This window comes from Streptomyces sp. C36, assembly GCF_040932295.1.
Classification (GTDB): Bacteria; Actinomycetota; Actinomycetes; order Streptomycetales; family Streptomycetaceae; genus Streptomyces; species Streptomyces triculaminicus.
The window spans coordinates 508,789-532,352 of sequence record NZ_JBFQGI010000001.1 but is presented as its reverse complement, the minus strand read 5'-3'; the positions used below and the strand labels follow the sequence as shown (position 1 = coordinate 532,352).

The window sequence follows — 23,564 nt, the reverse complement described above, 5'->3', positions numbered from 1 at the left end:
GCTGCCGGGCGTCGGCTACGCGTCGGTGATGTGGAGAGCTCCGTCGTGCAGGACCACGTGGCGGAGCGCATCGTCGTCGACGGTGACGCGCGCGTGGCCGGTGCCCTGGAAGGCCTCGGTCCGCAGCCGGAACCGGGCGAGTGCGGTGCTCCGCGCGGACCGCGGGCGCCACGGAGTCCCTTCGGTGTCTTCGGGGTGGGGCGGCACGGCCAGGTGCACGAGGGAGGAAGCGCCGTGATGAGTGCCGTAGCGGGTGTGCGCCGCGGTGTACACGGCCGGCCGGAGCTCGGACTCCGGCGGACCGGGGAGCGCCCAGGGGGTGGGAGCGGGCCACCAGGATGTGTCCACGGGCCGGGCCGCCCGGGCCTGTTCGCGGAGGTCGGCGACGAAGTCCGGTCGACGGCCGGTCACACGCAGCACCTCGGCGATCCATTCGGTCAGAGCCGGACCGCCGCGCCGGGGGAGTTGCTGTCCCACACGTCGGCCGTCGCGCGGATGAGTTACCGGTCGAAGCGGCGGGCGTCCGCCGAGACTTCGGCGATCCGCGTCAGCGAGCGATCCGCGTCAGCGAGCGATCCAGCAGCGCCCCCGGCACCGCGAGCGCGGAGCCCCCGTCGTCGAAGTCGATCACGACAAGATCGTCGCACAGCGCGTGATCACGCAGGACGACACTCGGTCTCAGCCGCCGACCGGCAGGCCCCGCGATTCCTTGATCCGCTTCATGATGATCTGCGAGTTGACCTCGGTGATGCCGGACAACGTGGTGAGGCGTTCGATCCACAGCCGTTCGTAGGCGGTGAGGTCGGCGACCGCGATGCGCAGCAGGCAGCCGGGGCTGCCGAAGAGGCGGTAGGCCTCGATGACGTCCGGGATGTCCTGGAGTGCGGCCTCGAAGGCCTCGACCGCCTCCCGGTCGCGTTTGACCTCGATGGAGACGAGGACCTCGAAGCCGCGCCCGACGGCTTCGGGGTCGATGACCGCCCGGTAGCCCTGGATCACCCCGTCCTGCTCGAGCTGCCGGACGCGGCGCATGCAGGGCGAGGAGGTGAGGCCCACCCGCTGGGCCAGTTCCTGGATGGTCAGCCGACCGTCGTTCTGCAGCTCGCGCAAGATATTCCTGTCGATCTGATCCATGGCGCGATTATTCACCACCGCCTGAGCGCGCGTCGGCCGCGCGGGGTCTCCCGCGCGGCCGTGCCGCCCACCAGGGTGCGCGCCGGCTGCGCGCCGGGTTCAGACCGTGCGCGGCGCCGTGTTCCACGGCGCGAACGCGTTGCTCAGGCCCGCCAGGGCGGAGCGCAGTTCCGGGTGGTGGCGCAGCAGGATGGTGAGCATCGTGTTGTCGTCGATCCACGCCATGCCGGCCTTGGAGTACACGGCCGGGGTGTAGTACTCGGTGAAGAAGCGGTCGCTGTTCAGGCGGCGCGAGGCCATCAGGATGAAGATGCGGAACGCCGTGTCGCTGAAGGCGAATCCGGCCGGCAGCGTCTCGGCGAACATCCCGACGGTGAGGTCGACCTTCTCCACGTCGCCCGCGTAGAGCCGCTTGATCTCCTTGGCCCACGCCGGGTTGTCCGTCAGCTCCTCGAAGCACTCGGCGGGCTTCAGTCGCAGCAGCCGCCGGAACTCGTTGTAGCGGGGGACGCCCATTTCGCGGTTGCGCAGGATGTCGGTGGCGGCGAGGTCCTGCAGATGTCCGTCCGGGCGCTCGTACTCCTGCAGGAACCGCGGGAAGTTGTGGAGGGTGACCAGGCCCGGGGGGAGCGTGCCGAAGCTGTAGAGCAGGTCGGCGGCGTCCACGGTCTGCAGGACCTGGAGCGCCTTGGGGCCGGCGATCTCGCGGAAGGTGCATTCGCGCAGCGTGGCGTTGTCCGCAGCCGAGCGCAGGTGCCAGTCGTCGCGGATGAGGGGGTGCATGCGGTAGACGGCCACGAACTCCTCGGTGAGGGCGTACGGGATGCCGTAGTGGTCGGTCTCGCCGCCCGGGATGCCGCTGATGATCTCGCTGTCGCTGACGCGGCCGAAGAGGTCGTGGACGCGCTCGCCCGCGAGGCCCCACCAGTTGGTCCGCAGCGCCTTGACGGTGGTGGGGTGGCTGATGACGGCCGGGGTCCACTCCGTGGTGTGGATCTTGGCGAGGAGGGCGGCGTTGACGAGGCGGGCCCGCTGGAAGAGCTCCTCGTCGTCCCAGGCCGGGTACGCGGCGTGCAGCTGGTCGCAGATCGCGTTGTGCTCCCGGGTGAACAGGTCGTGCATCATGGCCAGGCCGAGCCAGAAGCCGGGGATGCTCGAGGGGTCGGTGGCGGGGCCCGGCGTGGGGCGCTCGTCGTCCCAGAGGTAGAGCTTGCCCAGGTTTCCGGTGCGCAGCCGGCGCTGTTCGTCCGCGTCGGCGCCGTAGATCTGGGAGGCGTCCCACCAGTGGGAGAAGACGTTGACGCGGGTGTCGGGGGTGCCGGCGGGCGCGTTCGGGTCGCGGGTCGGGTCGTCCGGGGTGCGCATGATGCGCATGGGGCGTTCCGGCCAGCGGTCGTCGGCCATGAGGGGGACCTCCCAGGGCCGGTCCGTGGGGCTCGTGCCGTGGCTGAACCAGTCGCGGATCATGAACTGCAGCCAGGCGGCGACCAGGGAGTTGACCGTAGTGGCCGGGACGAGCTCGTGGCGGGTGAACAGGGCCCGGCTGACCTCGCGCGGGTTCGGGCTCGACAGGACGTCCTCGGGCTTGGCCGGGGCGATCCGGTCCAGCGGGACGTTGCGGCCGAAGCGGGTTCCGGCCATGCCCATGCGCGGCTCGTCGAGGTCGTTGTGGCTGCCGTCCGCGGTACGGGCGACCCGGTGCTTCGCGGACGGGGGCGCGGGTTCGGGGAGGTTGACGGAGGGCAGATGGGTGGTGTCGTGGAGGTTCTCCCGGCGGTACCTGACGCGCAGCCCGAGGATGGTCAGCAGCCCGGGGATGACGGCCAGTTTGTCCCAGCCGACGCGCCGGTCGACATAGCCCGCGAGGCCGGCGAGGAGCCGCCACGGAAGGCTGGAGCGGTAGCCGGAGCCCCGGGGGGCGCATCGTCGCGTGCTCATGGTCGTACTCCTCTGGCTGTCCCTGGTCAGGTCGTCGGGGGCGGTGCGGGGGTCCTGTCGCTGCGGGCCGCGTCGGCGAGGATCACGTCGCTCGCCTTCTCGCTGATCATGTAGACCGGCGTGACGATGAAGAACCCGGGGATGCGGGGGAAGACGGAGGCGTCCACGATCCGCAGGCCGGACACCCCGCGGACCCGGAACCGGCTGTCGACGACGGCCGACGGGTCGTCGGCCCGTCCCATCCGGCAGCTGCAGGACGCGTGATGGCCCCATGCCTCGTCCCGGACGAAGCGGCGGATCTCCTCGCGGTCGCAGACCTGCGGGCCGGGCCACAGCTCCTTGACGATCACCGAGTCGGCCCTGCGGTTCATCCGGCGGACGAACTCCACGGCGTCGGCCATCGCCTCCAGGTCCCGGCCGTCGGTGTCCGTGCCCTCGGTGAAGTAGTGGAAGTCGACGTCGGGGGGGTCGCGCGGGTCGTCGGAGCGCAGCCGCACCCGGCCGCCGGTGTTGTGCGTGCGGCTCTTGAGGATCGCCCAGGTGAAGCGGTCCCGGTGGCGCGTCAGGTCGAGGGAGTAGCCGGGGCGGTAGCCGCGGAAGTCGAAGGGGCCGCCGAAGACGAACAGGTCCGGGGCGTCGAGGTCCGGGCGGGACTTGCGGGTGATGCCGACGACGGCGCCGTTGGTGGTGTACAGGCCCTCGCCACGCCGCCAGGCGCGGTAGCAGCGGTCGGGTTCGGCCCCGGGCCGTGGCGCGTGGAAGTCGCAGTCCTTGATGACGGGGAACTCGCGGTCCATCTCGCTGACCACGCCGACCTCATAGCGGTCCTGCAGGTTGGCGCCCACGCCCGGAAGGTCGACGCGTACGGGGATGCCGTGCCGGCGCAGCTCCTCGGCCGGGCCGATGCCCGAGAGCATCAGCAGCTGGGGGGTGTTGAAGGCACCGGCCGCCAGGATCACCTCCCGGGAGGCGAGGACCGTGCGGCGTACGGGCGGCGGCCCGGTCGCGTCCCCGCCGCGGGGGTCGGCCCGGTAGGCGTGCGGACGCTCGACGCACTCGACGCCGACGGCCCTTCCCGACTCGTCCAGCAGGACCCGGGTGACCAGCGTGTCCGTGCGGACAGTCAGGTGGTCCGGGTGGCCGGCCGCGGCCGTGAGGACGCGCTCGCGCGCGGCGCCGCGCCGCCCGTTCGCCGTGGACAGCGGGATCTGCCACAGGCCCTGCAGCCCCTGCGTCTGGACCCGCCAGTCGTTGGGGTCGACGAAGGAACGCAGGCTCTCCGCCGGGGACAGCGGACGGCCGAGGAAATCGGCGAGGGTCTCCTCGGCGGCGGAGAGGATGACCTTCAGCAGCTGCTTGTCCTGGACGATGAGCTCGGGATCGGCGAGAGCGGTCGAGAGCCAGCCGTCGAATCCGTGCCGCGAGTCGTTGCGGTACGTGGCGGCGATGAAGGGCAGATGCCGCAGGAGAGCGGCCAGCAGAGGGTTCGCGGGCGGCTTCCTGGGCGCGGACCGGTAGGTGCAGCGCTCCAGGCGCTCGAAGTAGCGGCGCATGACGCTGCTGCGCCAGGAGGCGTCGCCGGTCTCCTCCGCGATCGCGTCCCAGTCGCGGTTGTACGGGTAGACGGTGATCAGGGCGTGGTGGGCGGTGCAGCCGCCGACCGTCCCGGCACGCGGGTAGAGGATGCCCTTGCCGGGAACGAGCTTGCTGTCGCGCTGGTGCTGCTGTTCGTCGGCGTAGTGCCGCACGAAGTAGTCCCAGCGCTGGACCGGGTCCTCCGAGGCGTCCGCGTGGAAGGCGGGCACCGCGTAGTTGTCGTTGTCCTCGGCGCCGCCGGCGTCGATCAGCAGGACGCGCGTGCCGGCGGCGGCGAGGTTGGCCGCCAGGGGTCCGCCGCCGGCGCCCGCGCCGACGACGACGTAGTCGAAGCCGGTCTCGGTGGCGGGAGCGCCGGGCTCCGTGGTCACGTCCGCTTCCTCTTGCCCGCCCGCTTCCCGCAGCAGCGGTGGGAGGTGGCGCCGCACCCGCCGACGCGGTCGGTCGCGGTGGCCGCCAGGACCGTGTTCGTGGCCGAGATGAGCGTGGTCAGGGCGGCGGTGCGGGGCGCCACCCGTCCGGTGACGCCGAGCAGGGCCGCCGTCGCGGTGTCGCTGCCGTGGATCACGACGCCCTCGCGCAGGTCCTCGCGCAGCCGCTCGCCCCGATGGGTGAGCAGGTCGAGGCCGAGGAGGATCGTACGGATCCCGAAGAGCCGGAAGGCGTAGACGGCCGCCGGACTGAGCCGGCTGCCGGGCTCGAGGCGCCGGATGAGGACGGCGGGCATCAGCAGCCCGCTGACCCCGTTGAAGAGCCGGACCCCGGCCAGCGCGTACACCGAGACGGGGCGGCGGGCGGCACTGTGCTTGACCATGGTGTCTCCCTGAGGGTGCGGTGGCTTCTGTGGCGGCGGAAGCACCGGCGAATACCCCGAATACGGGCGGAAAGGCCGCTCCCGTCCACGCTAGGGGAACGCCCTTTCCAGTGCACCTCGGGCCCGGCCCGCCGGGGCCCGCCCCTCAGCCGGCGGCCCGGACCGGCAGGTGGCGTGCGAAGAAGGAGAGCAGATGGCCGCGCACCGCGGGCACGCTCACCGCCGGGTCGACGCCGCCGACCAGCTCGACCCGGTCCCGCGCCGTCATCAGCCCGGCGGCCTGCAACTGGGGCGCCATGGCCGCGTGGTCGGTGAACACCCAGTGCGCGGCGTCGTCGATCCGCAGACGGCGGGTGCGGCCGCCCGGGTGGGCGAGCATGGCGGCCCAGGAGCGGTCGATGTCCCCGTCGCGGAAGCCGTCCGTGCCCAGCAGGAGCAGCGGCCGGTCCACCCCGTCGCGGGCCACCGGGAACAACTCCCCTTCCTCGCCCGGCGCATGCGGCGGATGGTCGAGATAGCCCTCCAGGTCCACGGCGGCGCCGATGCGCCGGTCCTCGTACATCGCCTCGGCGGCGGTGGTCCCGCCGGCCGAGTGCCCGTACACGCCGACCCGCCGCGGGTCCAGCGCGCGGCCGAGGCCCTCCGGCAGCCGACGCGCCTCCGCGTCCGGGTTCCGGCCGGCGGCCAGCGCCCCGAGCCGGTCCAGCACGAAGCGCACGTCCGCGATCCTGGTGTCGATCAGGGCCCGGAAGAAGGCCGGGTCCTTCCGGGGATCCCCTCTCAGTACGGTGTGCCGGACCTGCGGCCGCCACGGCGCCCGACGGGGGAAGGCGACCTCGGAGGCGTCGCCGGGATGGTCGACGGTCACCACCACATAGCCGTGGCTCGCCAGTTCCTCGGCGTTGGTGGTGCCCATGGTGCGCGGGTCGCCGCCTCCGGGGCTGTACAGCAGCACCGGCCGCCGCCCGGCCCGCGCGGGCGCGCCCGTGTGCGCGTGCGTCAGGGTGGCCGCCCAGTCCACCCCCGCCTTCGGCAGCTCAGGGTGCAGCAGAGGGTCGATCATCTCCCGGGCCGCGCCCGCGCTCATCTGCGGTGCGCGCGGGTACCCATGGACGGTACGGGCCGGGTAGAACACCGTGACCATCACTTCCCGGACCGGGATCGCCGGATCCCACGGATCCTTTCTGGCGCGGTCGACCAGGTGGAGCTCGGTCGTCCCGATCGGGTACGGGCCGGTCGGCGCCGGCAGCCGGAGGGTCAGCCCGGCCGCCTGCCGCTCCCCCGCCCGGGCGACCGCACTCCCGCCCCCGCCCGTGACCAGCAGCGCGGCCGCCGCGACGGCCGACGCGGTGACGGCCCGCCGGCTCACTCCGGGCACGCCCGCACCCCTGCTACCGCCGGTGTTCGCGGTGGTGTTCGCCGTGGCATTCGCGGTGGCATTCGCGACGGCGTCCTTGCGGAACATGACGTCCCCTCACTCCTGTGACCTCGGTCCTTGCGCCTTGCGGCGGCCCCTGCGTGAATGGCGGGGGCATGACCGAATGCTGGCGCCCGGCCCGGGGCGCGGGCGAGGGTTGAGGCTCTGACCGAAACGATGGCGCGGCGTCGCCGGGGAGTGTAGTGATCCGGATCCATCTCACGGCCGCCGACGTCGCCCGGGTCCGTTTCGCGTCCCGGCCGGCCCCGCTGCAGGAGTTGAACGCGACCCTGATGATGCTCGTGAGCGGCCACCGGGAGGAACTGCTCTACGGCCGCTGGCGGCAGCGCCTGATCCGGTCCCTGCCGGCCGCCGTCGAGCCGCTGGCGGACCTGGTCCCCGCGGGGCGGGCCCCCGCCTTCCTCGACGTCTTCAGCACCGACCTCCGGGAGGGGCTGGACACCGCCCGGGCCTCGCACCCGGACCTCGTGCGCTCCGGGATCGAGCGCGCCTACGCCGGTCACGGCGCCCCCGCTCCCCTGTGGGTCCGCGACCTGCACCGGGGCGACGCCGACGCCTGGCAGGTGCTGCGCCGCGCCCAGCACGCCGCCTTCGAGACGGTCCTGGGGCCCGTGTGGCCGCTGGTACAGGACCTGCATCAGGCGGAGTTCACCCGCCACGCCCTGACCGTGGCCGAGCACGGCGTCGGCGCCGCGCTCACCGCGCTCCTCCCCGGCTCACGACTGCGCGAGAACGTCTGGGAGTTCGACGGCCCCGGCCCCCAGGACGTCAGGCCGCACGGGCGGGGGCTGGTGCTCGTCCCCACCTTCCACTGGACCGGCCATCCGGTCGTCGCCGACCCGCCCGACGGCCCCTTGTACCTGACCTACCCCGCCGGTCCCGGCCTGCCGCTCTCCGCGTCCGCGGCCCCCGGCACGGAGGAGGCGCTGGCGGCGGTGCTCGGCCGCACCCGCCTCGGCGCCCTGGTCCTGCTCGCCGACGAGCACACCACCGGCGACCTCGCGCGCCGGCTGGGCGTCAGCGACGCCACCGCCTCGGCCCACGCCGCCGCGTTGCGCGGCGCGGGCCTGATCACCACGGAACGCGCCGGGCGGGCGGTCCTGCACCGGCGCACCGCCTTGGGCAGCCTGCTGGTCCGGCGGCGCGGGCCGGCGCGGCCCCCGCCGGACGTCAGCCGCGCGGGGCGTCCAGCAGATCCGTGACGAACTTGCTCATCCGACCCGGCACGGCGTCGAGGCCGCTATCGTCCGGGCGACCGGACCGTGCCCGCCTCGGCGGGCGTGAGCACGGACGCCGCGAGCAGCAGGCCGATCGCGCTGCCCGCCTCCGAGACGGCCCCCGAGCACACCGCGGCCACCGCCTCGCCGAGCGGCACCCAGCGCACGCTCATCGTGGCCTCGGTCGGATCCCTGCGCAGGGCACCGCGCCGCAGGTCGGTGGCGAGGAAGAGGTGGGTCACGGCGGACGTCCGGGCCGGGAGCGGGTGGTAGGCGGTCAGCGGGCGCAGCGTGCCCGGGCGCAGGCCGGTCTCCTCCTCGCACTCGCGCGCGGCCGCGTCCTCGGGTCGCTCGCCTGCCGCGATCGCGCCGCCCGGCACGTGGAGGAGGCGTTCGCCCAGCGGGTAGAAGGCGTCCTCCACGAGGGCGACCCTGTCGTCGGCGTCGATCGCGACGACCCTGGCGCCGTCCGCGAGGGTGATCCGGTCGTACGTCCCCTCCATGCCGTCGGGCTGCAGTACGCGGTCGTGGTGCAGGGTGAGATGCTCGCCGCGGTGCACGGGCCGGCTGCTCAGCCGGGTCCACGCGCACCGTCGCGCACCGGGGTCGTCGCTCATCGCCGTGCACAACGCCCCCGTCCGCGAAACGTTGCGGCGGCTACGGACGCCGCTCCTGCCGTGCCATGTCCTCGATCGCCCCGACGACCTCGCCCGCGCCGTCCTGCGCCTTGAGCGCCGTGGCGGCGCTTCGGGCCCGGTCGCGGTAGGAGGGCTCGTCGAGGGCCTGCCGTATCGCGTCGGCCAGGCGGTCGGCGGACAGCTCGGCGAAGGGTACGGGGGCGGTCGCCGCGCCGAGGGCGGCGACGCGCCGGGCCCAGAAGGGCTGGTCGGCGGTGACCGGCACCGGTACGGCCGGTACGCCCGCCCGCAGCGCGGCCGCCGTCGTGCCCGCACCGGCGTGGTGGACCACGGCGGCCATGCGGGGAAAGAGCAGGGCGTGCGGCACGTCGCCGACGGTCAGGACGTCGTCGGTGGCGGCCGACAGGCCGGCCGAGCCGGCCTGGACCACGCCGCGCGCCCCGGCCCGGCGCAGTGCGCGGACGGCGAGCCCGCTCAGGCGCTCCCCCTCGCCCGCCCCCATGCTGCCGAAGCCGACGAAGACCGGGGGCGGGCCGGCCCGCAGGAAGTCCTCGACGGCACCCGGCAGGCGGCGGCCGGCGTCGGTGTGGGGCCACCAGTTGCCGACGACCCGCAGTCCTTCGCGCCAGTCGGCCGGGCGGGGTACGAGGGTGGGGCTGAAGCCGTGCAGGACCGGCCAGTCGGCCTGCTCGAGCCGTCGGCGTACCGCGCGGGGCGGGACGGGCGGCAGGCCCAGCCGGTCGCGCAGGTCCTTCACCGCGGCCGCGTGCACGCGGTCGACGACGCGCAGCGCCAGCCGCCCGGCGCCCCGGTTGCCCCAGCGGCCCAGCGACCGGCCTCCGCCGACCACCGGCGGGAAGTCGGCGGTGGGGGCGACGGGCTGGAGGTAGGCGCCGAGGGTGGGGATCCCCATGGCCTCCGCGACGTGCCAGCCCAGCGGGGCCGTGGTGGTCGAGAGCAGCAGCAGCTGGGCGTCGTGGGCCTCGGCCGCGTCGGCGAGGCCCCGGCCCAGGTCGCGGACGAAGGCCGCCGCCGCGCGGATGAGCTCCCTTGTGCCGCTCGGCGCGCCACCGGAGCCCCCGGAGCCGTCGGCGGGCGGTTTCCGGCCGCGGGGGTCGACGGGCAGGCCCCGGAAGTCCAGGCCGCTGTCGGCCACCAGTCCGGCGAAGGACTCGGGCGCGGCGACGGCGACGTGGTGGCCGGCCTCCCGCAGCCGGGCGCCGATGCCCGTGTAGGGGGCGACGTCGCCCCGGGAACCGGCCGTCATGATGAGGACTCTCATCGCTCCCGCGTCCTTTCGGCGTTGGCGTGGACTGCCGCCCGGAGAAAGGCGGCCAGGCCGGTGCGCTGCTCGGAGGGCGGTACGACGAGCGCGAAGGCGCGGGCGTCCTCCACGTAGTCGTCGGCGATGCGGCAGTGCATCTCCGGAGGGCACGGCGTGAACCAGCGGCCGATGTGGCCGCGGTGCTCCTCGGCGAGGTCCATGGCGCGTTCCCCGTCGCACGCCTCGTCCGCGTCGTACGCGGCGATCAGGCGCCGCCGCCACTCGGCGGCCTCGGACATGATCTGCCGCCAGTCCTCCTTGGTGTGGGCGGCCGCCCGGGCCATCGACTGCCGGTGGCCCTCGCTGTGCCCCCATTTGAGATGGGCGTCCGTCGCGTAGCTGAGGTCGAAGGCGACCTCGCCGAACACGTCGAAGCGCTCCTGCGGGGTCAGCTCGACGCCCGTGCCGCTCACCTCCATGGCCTGCTCGGCGACCTCGACCAGCCGGTTCAGCCGGGTGATCTGCTCCTTGAGCAGCCGGTGCCGGCGCCGCAGGTGACCGAGCGCGTCGGCGTCGGGGTCCGCCATGATGGCGGCGATCTCGTCGAGCGGGAATCCGAGCTCGCGGTAGAAGAGGATCTGCTGCAGCCGCGCCAGGTCCGCGTCGCTGTAGAGCCGGTAGCCCGCCGGGCTCCGGTCGCTCGGGGACAGCAGCCCCGCCTTGTCGTAGTGGTGCAGGGTGCGGACCGTGACTCCGGCGAATCCCGATACCTGCCCGACCGAATAACTCATGCAACCGCCCTTCGTCCGGATCAGGGTGGAGCCTGACGTAGGGGGAGGGTCAAGCGGCGACGGGATCGACGGCCTGAGACAGGAAAGGGAAAAGGCAAAGGGAAAGGGAGAGGCCGCCGAATCCGGCGGCCTCTCCCTTATGTGCTCGTCGAGCACGTTCCTGTGGAGCTAAGGAGAATTGAACTCCTGACCTCCTGCATGCCATGCAGGCGCTCTACCAACTGAGCTATAGCCCCTTGTTCTGTTGTCCGCCGGGCGTCCCTGGCGGCACGGAGAACATTACACGGACATCCCGCCCGTCCGCCAAATCGGTTCCGCTCCCCCGCCGCCCGGCTTCCGGCTGACCCGTACGGGTGACACGCCGGATCGTCGCCGGGTGGCTGGGCATGCACTCGTACGCCCTGTGATCGGACCGAAGGACGGACCTCATGAAGCGTGCCCCGCACCGTGCCCCCGCCCGCACACGCCGGTTCCCGCGCGCCGCCGCGTGCGTGACGGCGGTGACAGCGGCGACGGCCCTGCTCGTCACCGCCGCCCCCTCCGCGTCGGCGGGCGGCCGGAGCTGCGCCGGCCAGGCCTGCCTCACGGTCGAGGGCACGGGCCTGTACGTGGCCAGAGCGACGGCCACCACCGCGCCGGACTCCGAGTTCTTCGGGCACTTCCGCATGTACGGCGGCGGCCTGGACGGCATCAGCTCGACCCAGCACTGGCACGAGGGCTCCCGGTACACGCTGGCCCTGGGCCGTAGGCTCCCCGACCACACGAAGATCTGCGTCGAGGGCTGGGAGCACGTCGACAAGAAGCACGTCGACAAGAAGGTCGTCCCGCGCGGGCGCACCTGTGTGGAGATCCGCGGCTGACGGCGGGACCGCCCCGGCTTCCGGGTGAACACGCGCGGCCGTCGGTGTCACCGTTCCTTCCCGGAGGAAGGCATCGGGGGACAGGTGGCGGCCGGCGGGCCGGGAGCGCGGCGCGGCCTGCGCGGGTAGTCGTGACGTCGCACCGAGGAGAACGCCGTGGAGATGCCTCAGGTGGCCGTGTGCCAGGTCGCCGACTGCGCGTACAACCAGGACAGCACCTGCCACGCCCTGGCGATCACGGTCGGCGACGGGACGCACGCCCGCTGCGACACGTTCTTCACCTTCCCGTCGAAGGGCGGCGACGCCACCGCCACCGGCCGGGTCGGCGCGTGCAAGGTGTCCGGCTGCCTCCACAACGTCGGGCTCGAATGCCAGGCCCCCGGCATCACGGTGGCCGCGCTGCAGGACGCGGCCGACTGCCTGACGTACACGATGCGGTAGCGACCCGGCGCCCGGCGTCAGGAGGAAGGCGTCGGGCCAGCCAGCTGCTCGCTGACCCACTGCATGGGGCCCTCCATGTTCGCGAGGTAGGTGGCGCCGTTGTGGTCGCCGCCGGGGATCTCCCACAGCCGCGTGTGGACCGGGCCCTTGCCGTAGGAGGCCATGAACTTCTTGACGGCGGACATGGTCGCCGGGTTCTCCTTCGTGCCGACCTGGAAGGCGACGTAGACGTCCGGGCCCTTGGCGGCGATCAGGTTCTTCGCCAGCACCTCGGGGTTGTTCTCGGCCTTCTCCTTCTCGTGGCCCCTCCACAGCGGGGAGTCGGGGACGATGTCCGGGCCGTTGGCGACGGCGGCCTTGAACTTGTCGGGGTGCTTGAGCACGGACTTCAGGCTCGCGAAGCCACCAGTGGAGGAGCCCATGTAGCCCCAGCCGTCACGGGACTTGATCGTACGGAAGTTGGCCTTCATCAGGTCCGGGACGTCCTCGGTCAGCCACGTGCCCATCTTGGCCTGACCGGGGATGTCGCTGCCGTCCCAGTAGATGCCCTTGGTGTCCGGCCCGGGGTTGAGGATCGGCATGGCCAGCAGGAAGGGCTTGCTCTTGCCCTCCTGGTACCACGTGGAGATGCTCTTCTCGAGCGAGAGCTTCTGCTTGCCGAACTCGCCCAGGGACCAGTAGTTGCCGTCGTGGCCGGGCCCGCCGGGCAGGGCGACGAGGACGGGGAACCCGCTCGAGGCGAACTTCGGGTCGTCCGTGTACTCCTTGGGCGCCCACACCCACACCTTGCCCTTGAACCCGGACTTCTTGCCGTCCAGGGTGACGACGCTGACATGCGTGCCGTCGGAGAGGGTCTTGACGTTCGTGAAGTCGGCCTTGGGGCCCGTGGGCATCAGGGTTCCGGTGTTCCCCGCCGTCGCCCCGGTCGCGCCGCCGGCCCGGTCGTAGCTGACCGGGTCGCCCTTGTCCGTGAAGGGCGGTATCTCGAAGTAGCTCATGACCGGCCAGGCGATCAGACCGAGCACGGCTATGGATGCCACCGCGAGGATCCATCGTCGAGCGCGGGACGCTCGGCGGCTGCCCCGGGAGCGGTAGGCCCCGGTGGTTGTGTGCGTCATCGTGTTGCTCCGGCGGGTGCTGCCCCTGAGGACAAGACGGTCAGTTCCGTCCCTGCTGATGAGGAATCCGGGGCCGGAGGTTCCAGGAATGTCCCCCTAACCGGACCTTTGCAACAGAACCATCATATGGCCGTTCGCCCGGACGGCCCGGCGGGAGAAACCGCCGATCTTTGGCCACGGCATGCGCGCATTGTGATCGACTGCTCTCATGGAAGCTGTTCTCGCGAGTGTCATCGCCGTGCTCGGCACGCTGCTGGGGTCCGGCGCCACGCATCTCTTCCAGCGGCGGTCCGACGAGCGCAGCGCGCACTTCACGCGGGCCGAGAGGCTGCGGCAGGAGCGCATCGACGCCTACTGCGCGTACGCCGGGGCGTTCCTCGACTACCGGCGGGTGATCGTGCACCGGTGGTTCGTCACCCACGAGAACCGGCGGGACGAGGACACCCCCGAGCTGCGGGAGACCGTCTACAAGCTGCGGTACGCCGCCCAGGAGGCGATGTTCCGCGCCCAGATGGTGTCCGACGACCCGGCGCTGGTGGAGCTCACCGAGCACGTGCTGGAGTCCCTGGCCGACATGGAGCGGGCCGGGGACCGGGGACAGCTCGCCGAGCTCCGTGCCGTGTCACGGCAGCGGCTGCGGGACTTCATCGCCACCGTCACCCCGCAGGTGCGCTGAGGGAGGCGCGCGCTCAGCCGTTCTGCTGCTTCTGCGGCTTCACCTCGCTCGGCCGCACGATCACGAAGCCCTCGCCCTCCAGCTTGAGCTGGACGGCCTCGCCGGAGCCTCCGCGCAGCATGGAGCCGAGGCTCTGCGAGCGGTGCAGGGAGGTGTGCAGGGCGGTGGACCAGCCGACGACGGCGTCGGTGTCCACGAAGACCGGGGACTGCGGGGAGACGGGGATGACGATGGGGTTGCCCTCGCAGATCACGCCGAGCTTGCCGTGGCCGGTGAAGACGCTGTTGAACAGGCCGCCGCCGGTGATGCCCGCGCCCTTGACCGTCTGGATGTCGTAGGAGAGCGTCGGGTCGAAGCACAGGACGTTGCGGCCGTTGATGGTGAGGCTGTCGCCGGGGGCTATCTCGACGATGAAGCAGTTGGCCGCCTCGTGCGCGAACCACACCTCGCCCTGGCCCTGGACGGTCATCAGCGCCAGGCCCTCGCCGGTCACGGCGCGCTTGAGGAAGTTCCCCACGCCCTGGCCCTGCTTCTCGAACCGCAGGTCGCCGCGGTAGGCGACCATGGCGCCCTGGCGGGCGTAGCACTCGCCGTTGACGGCGTAGACGATGGACTTGGCGTTGTGGACGGACATGCCGGGCGCGGTGGCGGGCTTGGCCATGTTCTCGTGGGCGAAGAGGTCGCTGTGCATGACGTGCATGATCGCCTGAAAGCGGGTGGTCCGGCAACGGGCGCGCGTCCGGCGCCCGGGGCGGGCCGGCGGGCGCCCCTCAGGGCAGGCGCTGCTCGGTCCAGACCGCCTTTCCCTCGCGTCCGTAGCGGGTGCCCCAGCGCTCGGTGAGCTGAGCCACCAGGTACAGGCCGCGGCCGCCCTCGTCGGTGGTGCGCGCCCGGCGCAGGTGCGGGGAGGTGTTGCTGGTGTCGGAGACCTCGCAGATGAGGGAGGAGCCGAGGATGAGCCGCAGGGTCACGGGCCCGCCGCCGTAGCGGTAGGCGTTGGTGACCAGCTCGCTGACGACGAGCTCGGTCGTGAAGACGAGTTCGTCCAGCTGCCATTCGGTGAGCCGCTCGCCGACGAGGGTGCGGGCCCGGGAGGCGGCGGCGGCTTCGGCCGGCAGGGTCCAGGTGGCCACGCGGTCGTCCCCGAGCACCCTGGTGCGGGCGAGGAGCAGGGCGACGTCGTCGGGGGGCTGCGCGGGCAGCAGCGCCTCCACGACCGACTTGGCCGTCTCCGGCAACGGCCGGGAAGGGCCCGCGAGTTCCTCGGAGAGGCGGGCGAGCATGTCGTCGACGTCGCGGGCGGGGGTGTGGATGAGGCCGTTGGTGTAGAGGGCGAGCACGCTTCCCTCCGCGAGTTCGAACTCGGCCTCCTCGAAGGGCAGGCCGCCGAGCCCGAGCGGCGGCCCGGCGGGCAGGTCGGGGAAGCTCACCTGCCCGCCGGGGGTCACCACGGCGGGGGGCGGATGGCCCGCCCGCGCCACGGAACAGCGGCGGGAGACGGGGTCGTAGACGGCGTACAGACAGCTGGCCCCGGTCACCTGGTCCAGCGGGAAGTCGCTGGTGCCGGCCTCCTGTTCGGCGGCGAGCCGGTGCACGAGGTCGTCGAGGTGGGAGAGGACCTCCTCCGGGTCGAGGTCGAGTTCGGCCAGGGTGTGGACGGCGGTGCGCAGACGGCCCATGGTGGCCGCGGCGTCGATGCCGTGCCCGAGGACGTCGCCGACGACGAGGGCGACGCGCGCCCCGGACAGGGGGATGACGTCGAACCAGTCCCCGCCGACGCCCTCCGCCGCGCCCGCGGGGATGTACTGGTGCGCGACCTCGGCCGCCGGCAGGTCGGGCAGCTCCGCCGGCAGCAGTCGGCACTGCAGGGTGAGCGCGGCCTGGTGCTGGCGGGTGTAGCGGCGGGCGTTGTCGATGCAGACGGCGGCGCGGGCGGCGAACTCCCCGGCGAGGGTGAGGTCGTCGGCCTCGAACGGGTAGGGGCTGCGGGAGCGCCACAGGGTGACCAGGCCCAGGACGAGTCCGCGCGCGGCGAGGGGGAGCATCATGGCGGAGTGGACGCCCTGGTTCCGCGCGTGGGCCGCGCGGCCCTGCGCGACCGCCGCGAAGTCGGCGGTCGTACGGATGTGGGGGACGAGGAGGGGGGCCTGGTCGGCCAGGCACTCGGCCTGGGGGGTTCCGGGCGGGAAGCGGATGAGCGCGCCGAGCGGGTTGACCGCGTCCTTCGCGCCGGGGACGACGGATCGCACGGCCGTCCTGCGGACGGGCCCGAGGCCGTCGGGGTAGGGCTCCTCGCCGCGGCTGACGGGTTCGAGGAGGTCGACCGTGGCGCAGTCGGCGAGCTCGGGAACGATGACCTCGGCCAGTTCGCGGGCGGTGGTCTCCACGTCGAGAGTGGTCCCGATGCGGGCCCCGGCCTCGTTCAGCAGCGCCAGCCGGAGTCTGGCCCGGTGGCGTTCGGTGACGTCCTCGACCAGCTGGGTGACGCCGAGGATGTCGCCGGCCGAGTCCTCCATGCGGAAGGCGGAGACGGAGACGTAGCGCGTGTACGCGGGGTCGGAGCGCAGCCTGCAGGGCTGCTCGGTGAAGATCATCGGCCGGCCGGTCTCCAGGACCTCCCGCAGCCGGCCCTCGACGGTCCGCGCGTCCTGCTCCACCAGGAAGTCGCCGGTGCGCCGGCCCCTGGTCTGTTCCGCCGTGATGCCGCCGATGCGGGTGATGGCGCGGTTGACGCGCAGGATGCTCAGGTCGGGCGCGTGGACGGCGAGGCCGATGGGCGACCGCCGGAACAACCCGTCCAGGACCGACCGGTCCGTCTCCCACTGGCTGACCTCCCGCGCCGGGGCTCCGACCAGGAACCACTCCTCCCGGGAACCCTCCCGAGTGACGCGACGGGCCCGTACGCCCAGCAGGAGCCGGTCGCCGTCGCGGTGGACGACGGGGAGGACGCCGAAGCAGCCGACGGTCCGCCGGCAGGCCGCCGCGGTCTCCGCGACCCGGTCCCGGTCCTCCGGGGCGACCAGGGCGTCGAGCGCGGGCCGGCCGATGACGTCGGCGGCCCGGTGGCCCAGGAGCGCCTCGGCCCGGGGGCTCCAGCCCACGATGCCGCCGCTGTGGTCGAGCACGGCCGTGGCGGCGCTCGCTACCGAGAACGGGTCCTCCGGGCTCTCGTGGAAGAGCGTCGTCGGGTCGTCCATCACGCCGGCCTCCTTCCGCCGGACCCACGGGGACGGAACGTTCTCCTTCCACAGTGAGGGGTGGGCGACCTCGGCGCCTGTCAGTCCCCGGGGCGGCAGCCGGCCCCGGGCCGCCGGGCCGCGCCCTCCGGGGCGGGCCTCGCGCGGACGTGCATGCGTTCGCCCTGCGGCCCGAAGAGGCTGAGGACCTCGACGGGCCCCCGGCCCGTGCTGCCGAACCAGTGCGGCAGCCGGGTGTCGAACTCGGCGGCCTCCCCCGCCCCCAGCACCATGTCGCGCTCGGCGAGCACCAGGCGCAGCTCCCCGGCGAGGACGTACAGCCATTCGTAGCCCTCGTGCGTCCGCGGCTCGGGGGTGCTGCGCGCGGTGCCGATGACCATCTTGAACGCCTGCGGGCCGCCGGGCTGCCGGGTCAGCGGCACCACCGTGCAGTCGTCCCGGTGCTTGACCGGCCTCAGGCGCACCCGCGGGTCGCCCACCGGCGGCGCGCCGACCAGCTCGTCCAGCGGCACCTGGTGGGCGTGCGCGATGGGCAGCAACAACTCCAGGCTCGGCTTGCGCTGCCCGGCCTCCAGCCGGGACAGCGTGCTGACCGAGATGCCGGTGGCCTTCGAGAGCGCGGCGAGGGTGCAGGCCCGCTGCCGGCGGATGTGCTTGAGCCGCGGCCCGACGGCGGCGAGGACGTCTTCCATTCCCTTATTGCAGAAACGGCAACAAGGTTTGTCAACCGGCCGGGCCCGGGAGCAGGGTCGGCGATGCGGTCGGCGCCGGACCGGCCGCGACCCGACGACGACGTGACGGAGACGTGTGATGAACGACTTCGACTGGGCCGCGATGGCCGACCTGCTGGAGCTCGAGGGCGAGACCCACAGCCCGTATGTGCGGCAGGCGTTCGAGGAGCTGAGGCACCTGGCGCCGCGCAGGATCCTGGACGTCGGCAGCGGTCCCGGCGTGGCGGCCTGCCGGCTGGCGGCCACCTTCCCGGAGGCCGAGGTGACCGCGGTGGACGGGGCGCCGGAGCTGCTGGCCCGGGCCGAGGAGCGGGCCGGGCGGCTCGGCGTCGAGCTGCGGACGCGGGTGGCGGAGTTCCCGGCGGGGCTCGCCGGCCTCGGGCAGGCCGACCTGGTGTGGTCGGGACAGGTGGTGCACCACGTCGGCGATCAGCAGGGGGCGCTGGAGCGGCTGGCCGGGCTGCTCGCCCCCGGCGGCGTGCTGGCGATCGTCGAGGGCGGCCTGCCGGAGCGGTGGCTGCCGCGCGACCTGGGCTTCGGGCGTCCCGGGCTGGAGGCCCGGCTGGACGCCGCGATGGCGGGGCGCTTCGCCCGTATGCGGGCCGAGCTGCCGGGCTCGGTGGCGGTGGTCGAGGACTGGCCCGGCATGCTGCGCTCCGCGGGCCTCACCGACGTACGGAGCAGGACCTTCCTGGTGGACCACCCGGCCCCGCTGGCCGAGGGGCCCCGCCGGTCCGTGCGCCGTGCGCTGGAGCGCCGGCGCACGGTGCTGAACGAGCTCCTGGACGCCGAGGACCTCGCGACCCTGGACCGGCTCCTCGACCCGGCCGCCCCGGAGGGCGTCGACCGGCGCGCGGACCTCTTCCTCCTGACCGCGAAGACCGTCCACTTCGGCCACCGCCCCGGCCACTGACACCGTCGCCGTTGCCGTCGCCGTCGTCGTCGCCGGAGGAGGAGGAGGAGCGTGTCCGTCAGCGCAGGGCCCGGACCAGGACCCTCAGCAGGGCGTCCAGCGGCGGGCGGGCCGATCCGCGGAACAGGGCCGTGCCCTTGGCGAGCGCCGCGTCGGCGGTGAGCACCTCCAGGGTGATGACGGCGCGCACGAAGGCCCGGTGGGCGGGCGGCGCGAGGCCGGGCAGGCCGCGGGCGGCGAGCAGGTCACGGCGCGCCTGTCCGAGGAGGGTACGGATCAGCTCGCGCGTCCCGGGGGTGTCCCGTCCCTGCTCGAGGTCGGCGCGCGTGACGCCGTGCCGCGTCAGTGTCTCCTCCGGGATGGTCAGCCGGCCGTCCCGGAGGTCTTCGGCGAGGTCGTTGACGAAGTCGAGGCGCTGGCTGCCGTCGATGTACGCGCGGCACAGCTCCCGCACGGCGGTGGCGTCGGCGTCGGGTTCCACGAGCAGGCAGGCGATGAGCATGAAGGCGGGAAGCGAGTACGCGTCGACGTAGCGCTGGTAGCCGGCCTCGTCGGCGAAGCCGGTGAAGTCCCTGTCCACGGGCGCGCCCGCGAGGAAGTCCTCGACGTGGGAGCGCAGGCGGGGGTGGCGGGTGAGGGTGTGCAGCAGCGGGCGGAGCACCGGATGTTCGCTGTCCCCGGTGGCCAGGGCGTCGCGGACCTCCTTCTCCCACGCCGCGCACGCGTCCTCGCCGCTCGCCGTGGCGGCGTCGCTCCCCTGGTCCAGGAGGGTGTCGGTGTGGTGCATGAAGGCGGTGGCCGCGATGACGTGCGGGGCCAGCGACGGGGGCAGCAGGAGCCGCACGGCGAGGTAGGCGTGCCGCCGGTACGACGCGACCAGAGCGCGCTGACGTGTGTAGTCGGCGCGCAACGACGGAGTGTCGATGCCCGCGATGGTGAGCGTTCCGCCCCAGGTGCGCATGTCGGTGAGGACCCCCTGCAGTGATGATTCGACGGGCCCGAGCCTATCGGCGGCCGGGGTGCCGCCCGCGCCGGGCACGCGACCGGCCGCCGGTCCCCGCCGAAGCGGGGCCGGCGGCCGGCGCGAACGTACTGCCGTGTGCCTACGGCACGACCTTGAGCAGCTTGTTGGGCGTTCCCGCGCCCGGGTTCGAGACCTTGCCGTCGGTGGCACCCTGCGTCAGCGCGCCCGCGACCTGCTCCGGGGTGGCGTCCTTGTGACCGCCGAGGTAGAGCGCGGCGGCACCCGTGACGTGCGGGGTGGCCATGGACGTGCCGGAGATGGTCTTGGTGCCGGAGTCGCCGTCGTTCCAGTCGGAGGTTATCTCCGAGCCGGGGGCGTAGAGATCCACCACGGAACCGTAGTTGGAGAAGTCCGACTGCTGGTCGTCCTTGGTGGTGGAGGCGACGGTGATCGCCTCCTTCACCCGGGCCGGGGAGCCCTTGCCGGCGTCGGTGGACTCGTTGCCCGCCGCGACGGCGAAGGTGACACCCGAGGCGATGGCCTTCTGCACGGCCGCGTCGAGCGCCTCGTCCGCCCCGCCGCCGAGACTCATGTTGGCGACGGAGGGACCCTTGTGGTTCTTGGTCACCCAGTCGATGCCGGCGACGACCTGCTCCGTGGTGCCCGAGCCCTGGGCGTCCAGCACCCGGACGGCCACGATCTTGGCCTTCTTGGCCACGCCGTGCGCCGTGCCGGCGATGGTGCCGGCCACATGGGTGCCGTGGCCGTTGCCGTCTTCGGCCTTGTCGTTGTTGTCGACGGCGTTGAAGCCGTACACGGCACGACCGCCGAAGTCCTTGTGGCTGATGCGCACGCCGGTGTCGATGACGTACGCGGTGACGCCCTCTCCGGCGCCGTCGGGGTAGGCGTACTTACCGTCGCCCTTGGTCTCGGCCTGGTCGATCCGGTCCAGCCCCCAGGAGGGTGGGGCCTCCTGGCTGGCGTTGATGCTGAACCGGTGGTTCTGGACGACCTTGTCCACGGCCGGGTCGGCGGCGAGCCGCTTGGCCTCGTCACGGTCGAGACCGCTGGCGGAGAACCCGTTGAGGGCGGAGCTGTACGTACGGTTCAGCTTGCCGCCGTACCGTTCTGCGAGGTCCTTTCCCTGCGTGGTGATGGACGCGGTGGCGCCCTTCTTGCCGTCCTTCAGCAGGACGATGTAGCTGCCATCGATGGCGCCCTTGGCGTCGGCACCGTAAACGGTTCCTTCGGCGGGCGCCGCGGCACCGGCGGGCAGAGCCAGCAGAGTGGCTCCGGCGGTTACGGCCGCCGCGGCGGAAATGGCCAGGACGATCCGCCGTTTGCCGGTGCGCTGGTGAGTCGGCATAAGGAGGTTTCCTCCATGCGAAGTTGTGGGGGGGAATTGCGCGTTGTCGCACAACGCACCCGGAGCGAAGGGGTCCGTTCCGGGTGTTCAAAACCCTGTCAGTCTTGACGCGCTCAGTTCAACTCCCGTCCGGAGGTGTGACATACGCAACGCTCCTGCGTAAATGCAAACACCAATGAACGACGGCAAAGCGGACGAGCGCGCCAAGCCCCTTTCCCCACAAGGGAGTTGAGATCAGGCCGGTCTGGCCGGAATCCCTCCCTCCGAACCGCGCCCCGCCCGTCAGCGCGTGACGATCGCGGGGTCGCTCACCCCCGGTTCGCCGTTCTCGACATGTCCGGCGAAGCGGCGCAGGAACGCGCCGTCCCCGTCGGACACCACCGACACGTCGTACCAGCGCTTGCCGCGGCGCAGGTCCAGCTCCCGCACCACGCGTCCGCCCGCGGGGACGGTGAAGGTCTCCTTCTTCGCGCCGTACGCGTCGGTGACCGTCAGATGGCAGGCGGCGCTGCCCGCGTTGGTCATGGTCAGCTCCAGGCCTCCGCTCGCCGTCAGATGACGGGCCGTCACCTCCGGCCCGACCGCGTCACCGGTCCCCCGGAACACGCGCAGGAAGCCGTTCGGGCCGTGCGCCGAGAGGTCGTACCGCCCCTTCGAGTAGGCGGAGTTCCAGGTGTCCGAGATCTTCTTGCCGGCCTCGGCGGTGTACGTCCACGGGCCGTCCGTGCGGTTGGCGGAGGTGACGGTGAAGCAGGCTCCGGCCTGGTCGCCGCCGCTGAACGTGAGCGTGAAGCGGCCCGTCCGTGGCGTCGCCGCGCCGTCGACCAGCGGCGCGTAGCGCAGCGGCCGGGTGCGCTTGGTGCCCTTCTCCTGCTGGGGGAGGGAGGGGGTGGCGGGCGGCTTCGGCACGTAGTCGGGGTGGCGCTCGCGGTCCTTGGGCTCGTAGGACGCGGTGTCCGGCAGCTCGGCGGGCTCCGGATCGCGCAGGCGGAAGTCGAAGGCCGAGGTGAGGTCGCCGCAGACGGCGCGCCGCCAGGGCGAGATGTTGGGTTCGCGCACGCCGAAGCGGCGCTCCATGAAGCGGATGACGGAGGTGTGGTCGAAGACCTCGGAACAGACGAAGCCGCCGGTGCTCCAGGGCGAGACCACGATCATGGGGACGCGCTGGCCGAGCCCGTAGGGGCCCGCGGAGTAGTGGCCGTTGCCGCCGAAGACGTCGAGGGCGGTGTCGACGGTGGACAGGCCCTGCGCGGCCGAGGCCGGCGGGAAGGGCGGCGGTACGTGGTCGAAGTAGCCGTCGTTCTCGTCGTAGGTGATGAACAGCGCGGTCCTGCTCCACACCTCGGGGTTGGCGGTGAGGGCGTCCAGGACCTGGGAGATGTACCAGGCGCCGTAGTTCACCGGCCAGTTGGGGTGCTCGGAGAAGGCCTCGGGGGCGGCGATCCAGGAGATCTTCGGGAGCCGGCCGGCCATGACGTCGGCCTTGAGGATGTCGAAGTAGCCGTCGCCCTTCTTGACGTTCGTGCCGGTGCGCGCCTTGTCGTGGAGGGGGTCGCCGGGCTTGGCGTTGCGGAAGTTGTTGAAGTAGAGGAGGGAGTTGTCGCCGTAGTTGCCGCGGTAGGCGTCCTTGATCCAGCCCCAGGAGCCGGCCTGGTCCAGGCCGTCGCCCTCGTCCTGGTAGATCTTCCACGAGATCCCGGCCTTCTCCAGCCGCTCCGGGTACGTCGTCCAGTCGTACCCGGCCTCCTCGTTGCCCAGCACGGGGCCGCCGCCCTTGCCGTCGTTGCCGGTGTGGCCCGTCCACAGGTAGTAGCGGTTGGGGTCGGTGGCGCCGATGAAGGAGCAGTGGTAGGCGTCGCAGACGGTGAAGGCGTCGGCGAGCGCGTAGTGGAAGGGGATGTCCTCGCGCGTCAGGTGGGCCATGGTGCCGGCCGACTTGGCGGGGATCCACTTGTCGTACTTACCCTGGTTCCATGCCTTGTGCCCGCCGGCCCAGTCGTGGTTGAGGCCGGCGATGAACCGCATGCCGAGGTCCTCGGCGTCGGGGCGGTAGGGCAGCACGTCCCGGGTGCCGTCCGACTGGTGCCAGACCGGCTTGCCGCTGCCCAGGGTCACCGGGCGGGGGTCGCCGAAGCCGCGGACCCCCTTGAGCGAGCCGAAGTAGTGGTCGAAGGAGCGGTTCTCCTGCATCAGGACGACGATGTGCTCGACGTCGTCGATGCCGCCGGAGCGGCGCCGGGCGGGGATGGCCGCGGCGCGCTCGATGCTGTTCGACAGTGCCGCGAAGCCCGCGGTCGCTCCGGCGATCTGGAGGAAGCGCCGACGGTTGAGTTCAACCATGAGTCTGGAGACCTCTTGGAGTCTGGGGACGGGGACCGAACTGACTGGCGTAGCGCCAGGCAAGCGTTCCAAGAGGAGCCAGTGCCGGGGAAGGGGTGGTGTCGTCCGAGTGAAGGAACACGGTCGCC

21 protein-coding genes and 1 tRNA gene are annotated in these 23,564 nt (G+C 72.7%); 5 read left to right on the top strand and 17 right to left on the bottom strand.

All coding sequences use genetic code 11. From position 1 onward, the window contains the following. Nucleotides 1-15 precede the first annotated feature (15 nt). The 6 genes from AB4K12_RS02270 to AB4K12_RS02245 all read right to left on the bottom strand — a co-directional run bounded on the left by AB4K12_RS02270 (nt 16) and on the right by AB4K12_RS02245 (nt 6,947). The gene (locus AB4K12_RS02270; RefSeq protein ID WP_368432515.1) at nt 16-477 is read right to left on the bottom strand and encodes a hypothetical protein; all 462 of its coding nucleotides are present in this window, start codon (nt 475-477) and stop codon (nt 16-18) included. Nucleotides 478-678: 201 nt separating this feature from the next. Beyond that, nucleotides 679-1,134 carry an Lrp/AsnC family transcriptional regulator gene (locus AB4K12_RS02265; protein ID WP_368432514.1) on the bottom strand — a complete coding sequence of 152 codons (456 nt, stop codon included), beginning with the start codon at nt 1,132-1,134 and terminating at the stop codon, nt 679-681. A gap of 99 nt (nt 1,135-1,233) precedes the next feature. Then, a complete protein-coding gene (locus AB4K12_RS02260; RefSeq protein ID WP_368432513.1) occupies nt 1,234-3,072 on the bottom strand; it encodes a peroxidase family protein in 1,839 nt (612 codons plus the stop codon). A 26-nt stretch (nt 3,073-3,098) separates the two neighbouring features. Next, nucleotides 3,099-5,039: a GMC family oxidoreductase gene (locus AB4K12_RS02255; protein WP_368432512.1), complete on the bottom strand. Its 1,941-nt coding sequence runs from the start codon at nt 5,037-5,039 to the stop codon at nt 3,099-3,101. Next, nucleotides 5,036-5,482: a hypothetical protein gene (locus AB4K12_RS02250; protein ID WP_368432511.1), complete on the bottom strand. Its 447-nt coding sequence runs from the start codon at nt 5,480-5,482 to the stop codon at nt 5,036-5,038. Before AB4K12_RS02250 ends, AB4K12_RS02255 begins: the two co-directional genes overlap by 4 nt. A 145-nt stretch (nt 5,483-5,627) precedes the next feature. After that, on the bottom strand, nt 5,628-6,947 hold the full coding sequence (locus AB4K12_RS02245) for an alpha/beta hydrolase family protein (protein ID WP_368432510.1): 1,320 nt from the start codon (nt 6,945-6,947) through the stop codon (nt 5,628-5,630). 155 nt (nt 6,948-7,102) lie between these two features. Here AB4K12_RS02245 and AB4K12_RS02240 point away from each other — a divergent pair, with 155 nt between their 5' ends. Next, on the top strand, nt 7,103-8,122 hold the full coding sequence (locus AB4K12_RS02240) for an ArsR family transcriptional regulator (RefSeq protein ID WP_368432509.1): 1,020 nt from the start codon (nt 7,103-7,105) through the stop codon (nt 8,120-8,122). A gap of 38 nt (nt 8,123-8,160) precedes the next feature. Here the strand turns inward: AB4K12_RS02240 and AB4K12_RS02235 are convergent, their stop codons facing one another. The 4 genes from AB4K12_RS02235 to AB4K12_RS02220 form a co-directional block, all read right to left on the bottom strand. Next, nucleotides 8,161-8,754: an NUDIX domain-containing protein gene (locus AB4K12_RS02235; RefSeq protein WP_368432508.1), complete on the bottom strand. Its 594-nt coding sequence runs from the start codon at nt 8,752-8,754 to the stop codon at nt 8,161-8,163. 40 nt (nt 8,755-8,794) lie between these two features. Then, on the bottom strand, nt 8,795-10,057 hold the full coding sequence (locus AB4K12_RS02230) for a glycosyltransferase (protein WP_368432507.1): 1,263 nt from the start codon (nt 10,055-10,057) through the stop codon (nt 8,795-8,797). Beyond that, nucleotides 10,054-10,830, bottom strand: a complete 777-nt coding sequence (locus AB4K12_RS02225; RefSeq protein ID WP_368432506.1) for a MerR family transcriptional regulator — start codon at nt 10,828-10,830, stop codon at nt 10,054-10,056. The genes AB4K12_RS02230 and AB4K12_RS02225 overlap by 4 nt, the downstream gene beginning before the upstream one ends. A 163-nt stretch (nt 10,831-10,993) precedes the next feature. Next, nucleotides 10,994-11,066, bottom strand: a tRNA-Ala gene (locus AB4K12_RS02220). 192 nt (nt 11,067-11,258) lie between these two features. Between AB4K12_RS02220 and AB4K12_RS02215 the strand changes: the two genes are divergently transcribed. Then, entirely contained in the window at nt 11,259-11,690 is a 432-nt protein-coding gene (locus tag AB4K12_RS02215) for a hypothetical protein (protein WP_368432505.1), read from the top strand. Between the two features lie 162 nt (nt 11,691-11,852). Next, nucleotides 11,853-12,131: a DUF1540 domain-containing protein gene (locus AB4K12_RS02210; RefSeq protein WP_368433131.1), complete on the top strand. Its 279-nt coding sequence runs from the start codon at nt 11,853-11,855 to the stop codon at nt 12,129-12,131. Nucleotides 12,132-12,148: 17 nt separating this feature from the next. Here AB4K12_RS02210 and AB4K12_RS02205 read toward each other — a convergent pair whose 3' ends face one another. Continuing rightward, nucleotides 12,149-13,162, bottom strand: coding sequence for an alpha/beta hydrolase (locus tag AB4K12_RS02205; RefSeq protein WP_368433130.1), 1,014 nt, complete (start codon nt 13,160-13,162; stop codon nt 12,149-12,151). Nucleotides 13,163-13,457: 295 nt separating this feature from the next. Here AB4K12_RS02205 and AB4K12_RS02200 point away from each other — a divergent pair, with 295 nt between their 5' ends. After that, the gene (locus tag AB4K12_RS02200) at nt 13,458-13,925 is read left to right on the top strand and encodes a hypothetical protein (protein ID WP_368432504.1); all 468 of its coding nucleotides are present in this window, start codon (nt 13,458-13,460) and stop codon (nt 13,923-13,925) included. A 13-nt stretch (nt 13,926-13,938) separates the two neighbouring features. Here AB4K12_RS02200 and AB4K12_RS02195 read toward each other — a convergent pair whose 3' ends face one another. From AB4K12_RS02195 to AB4K12_RS02185, 3 genes are all read right to left on the bottom strand, one after another. Then, nucleotides 13,939-14,616: an AIM24 family protein gene (locus AB4K12_RS02195; RefSeq protein WP_086566815.1), complete on the bottom strand. Its 678-nt coding sequence runs from the start codon at nt 14,614-14,616 to the stop codon at nt 13,939-13,941. A gap of 79 nt (nt 14,617-14,695) precedes the next feature. Next, entirely contained in the window at nt 14,696-17,122 is a 2,427-nt protein-coding gene (locus AB4K12_RS02190) for a SpoIIE family protein phosphatase (protein WP_368432503.1), read from the bottom strand. A gap of 80 nt (nt 17,123-17,202) precedes the next feature. Further along, a complete protein-coding gene (locus AB4K12_RS02185; protein ID WP_368432502.1) occupies nt 17,203-17,814 on the bottom strand; it encodes a helix-turn-helix domain-containing protein in 612 nt (203 codons plus the stop codon). A 118-nt stretch (nt 17,815-17,932) separates the two neighbouring features. On the opposite strand from AB4K12_RS02185, the gene AB4K12_RS02180 reads away from it, so the two are divergent. Beyond that, complete coding sequence (locus AB4K12_RS02180; protein ID WP_368432501.1) at nt 17,933-18,766, top strand: trans-aconitate 2-methyltransferase; 834 nt, start codon at nt 17,933-17,935, stop codon at nt 18,764-18,766. Nucleotides 18,767-18,824: 58 nt separating this feature from the next. On the opposite strand, the gene AB4K12_RS02175 is transcribed toward AB4K12_RS02180, so the two are convergent. The 3 genes from AB4K12_RS02175 to AB4K12_RS02165 all read right to left on the bottom strand — a co-directional run bounded on the left by AB4K12_RS02175 (nt 18,825) and on the right by AB4K12_RS02165 (nt 23,436). Then, nucleotides 18,825-19,727: a phytoene/squalene synthase family protein gene (locus AB4K12_RS02175; RefSeq protein WP_368432500.1), complete on the bottom strand. Its 903-nt coding sequence runs from the start codon at nt 19,725-19,727 to the stop codon at nt 18,825-18,827. Between the two features lie 142 nt (nt 19,728-19,869). Then, entirely contained in the window at nt 19,870-21,096 is a 1,227-nt protein-coding gene (locus AB4K12_RS02170; RefSeq protein WP_368432499.1) for a S8 family peptidase, read from the bottom strand. Between the two features lie 282 nt (nt 21,097-21,378). Next, on the bottom strand, nt 21,379-23,436 hold the full coding sequence (locus AB4K12_RS02165) for a phosphocholine-specific phospholipase C (protein WP_368432498.1): 2,058 nt from the start codon (nt 23,434-23,436) through the stop codon (nt 21,379-21,381). Nucleotides 23,437-23,564 lie beyond the last annotated feature (128 nt).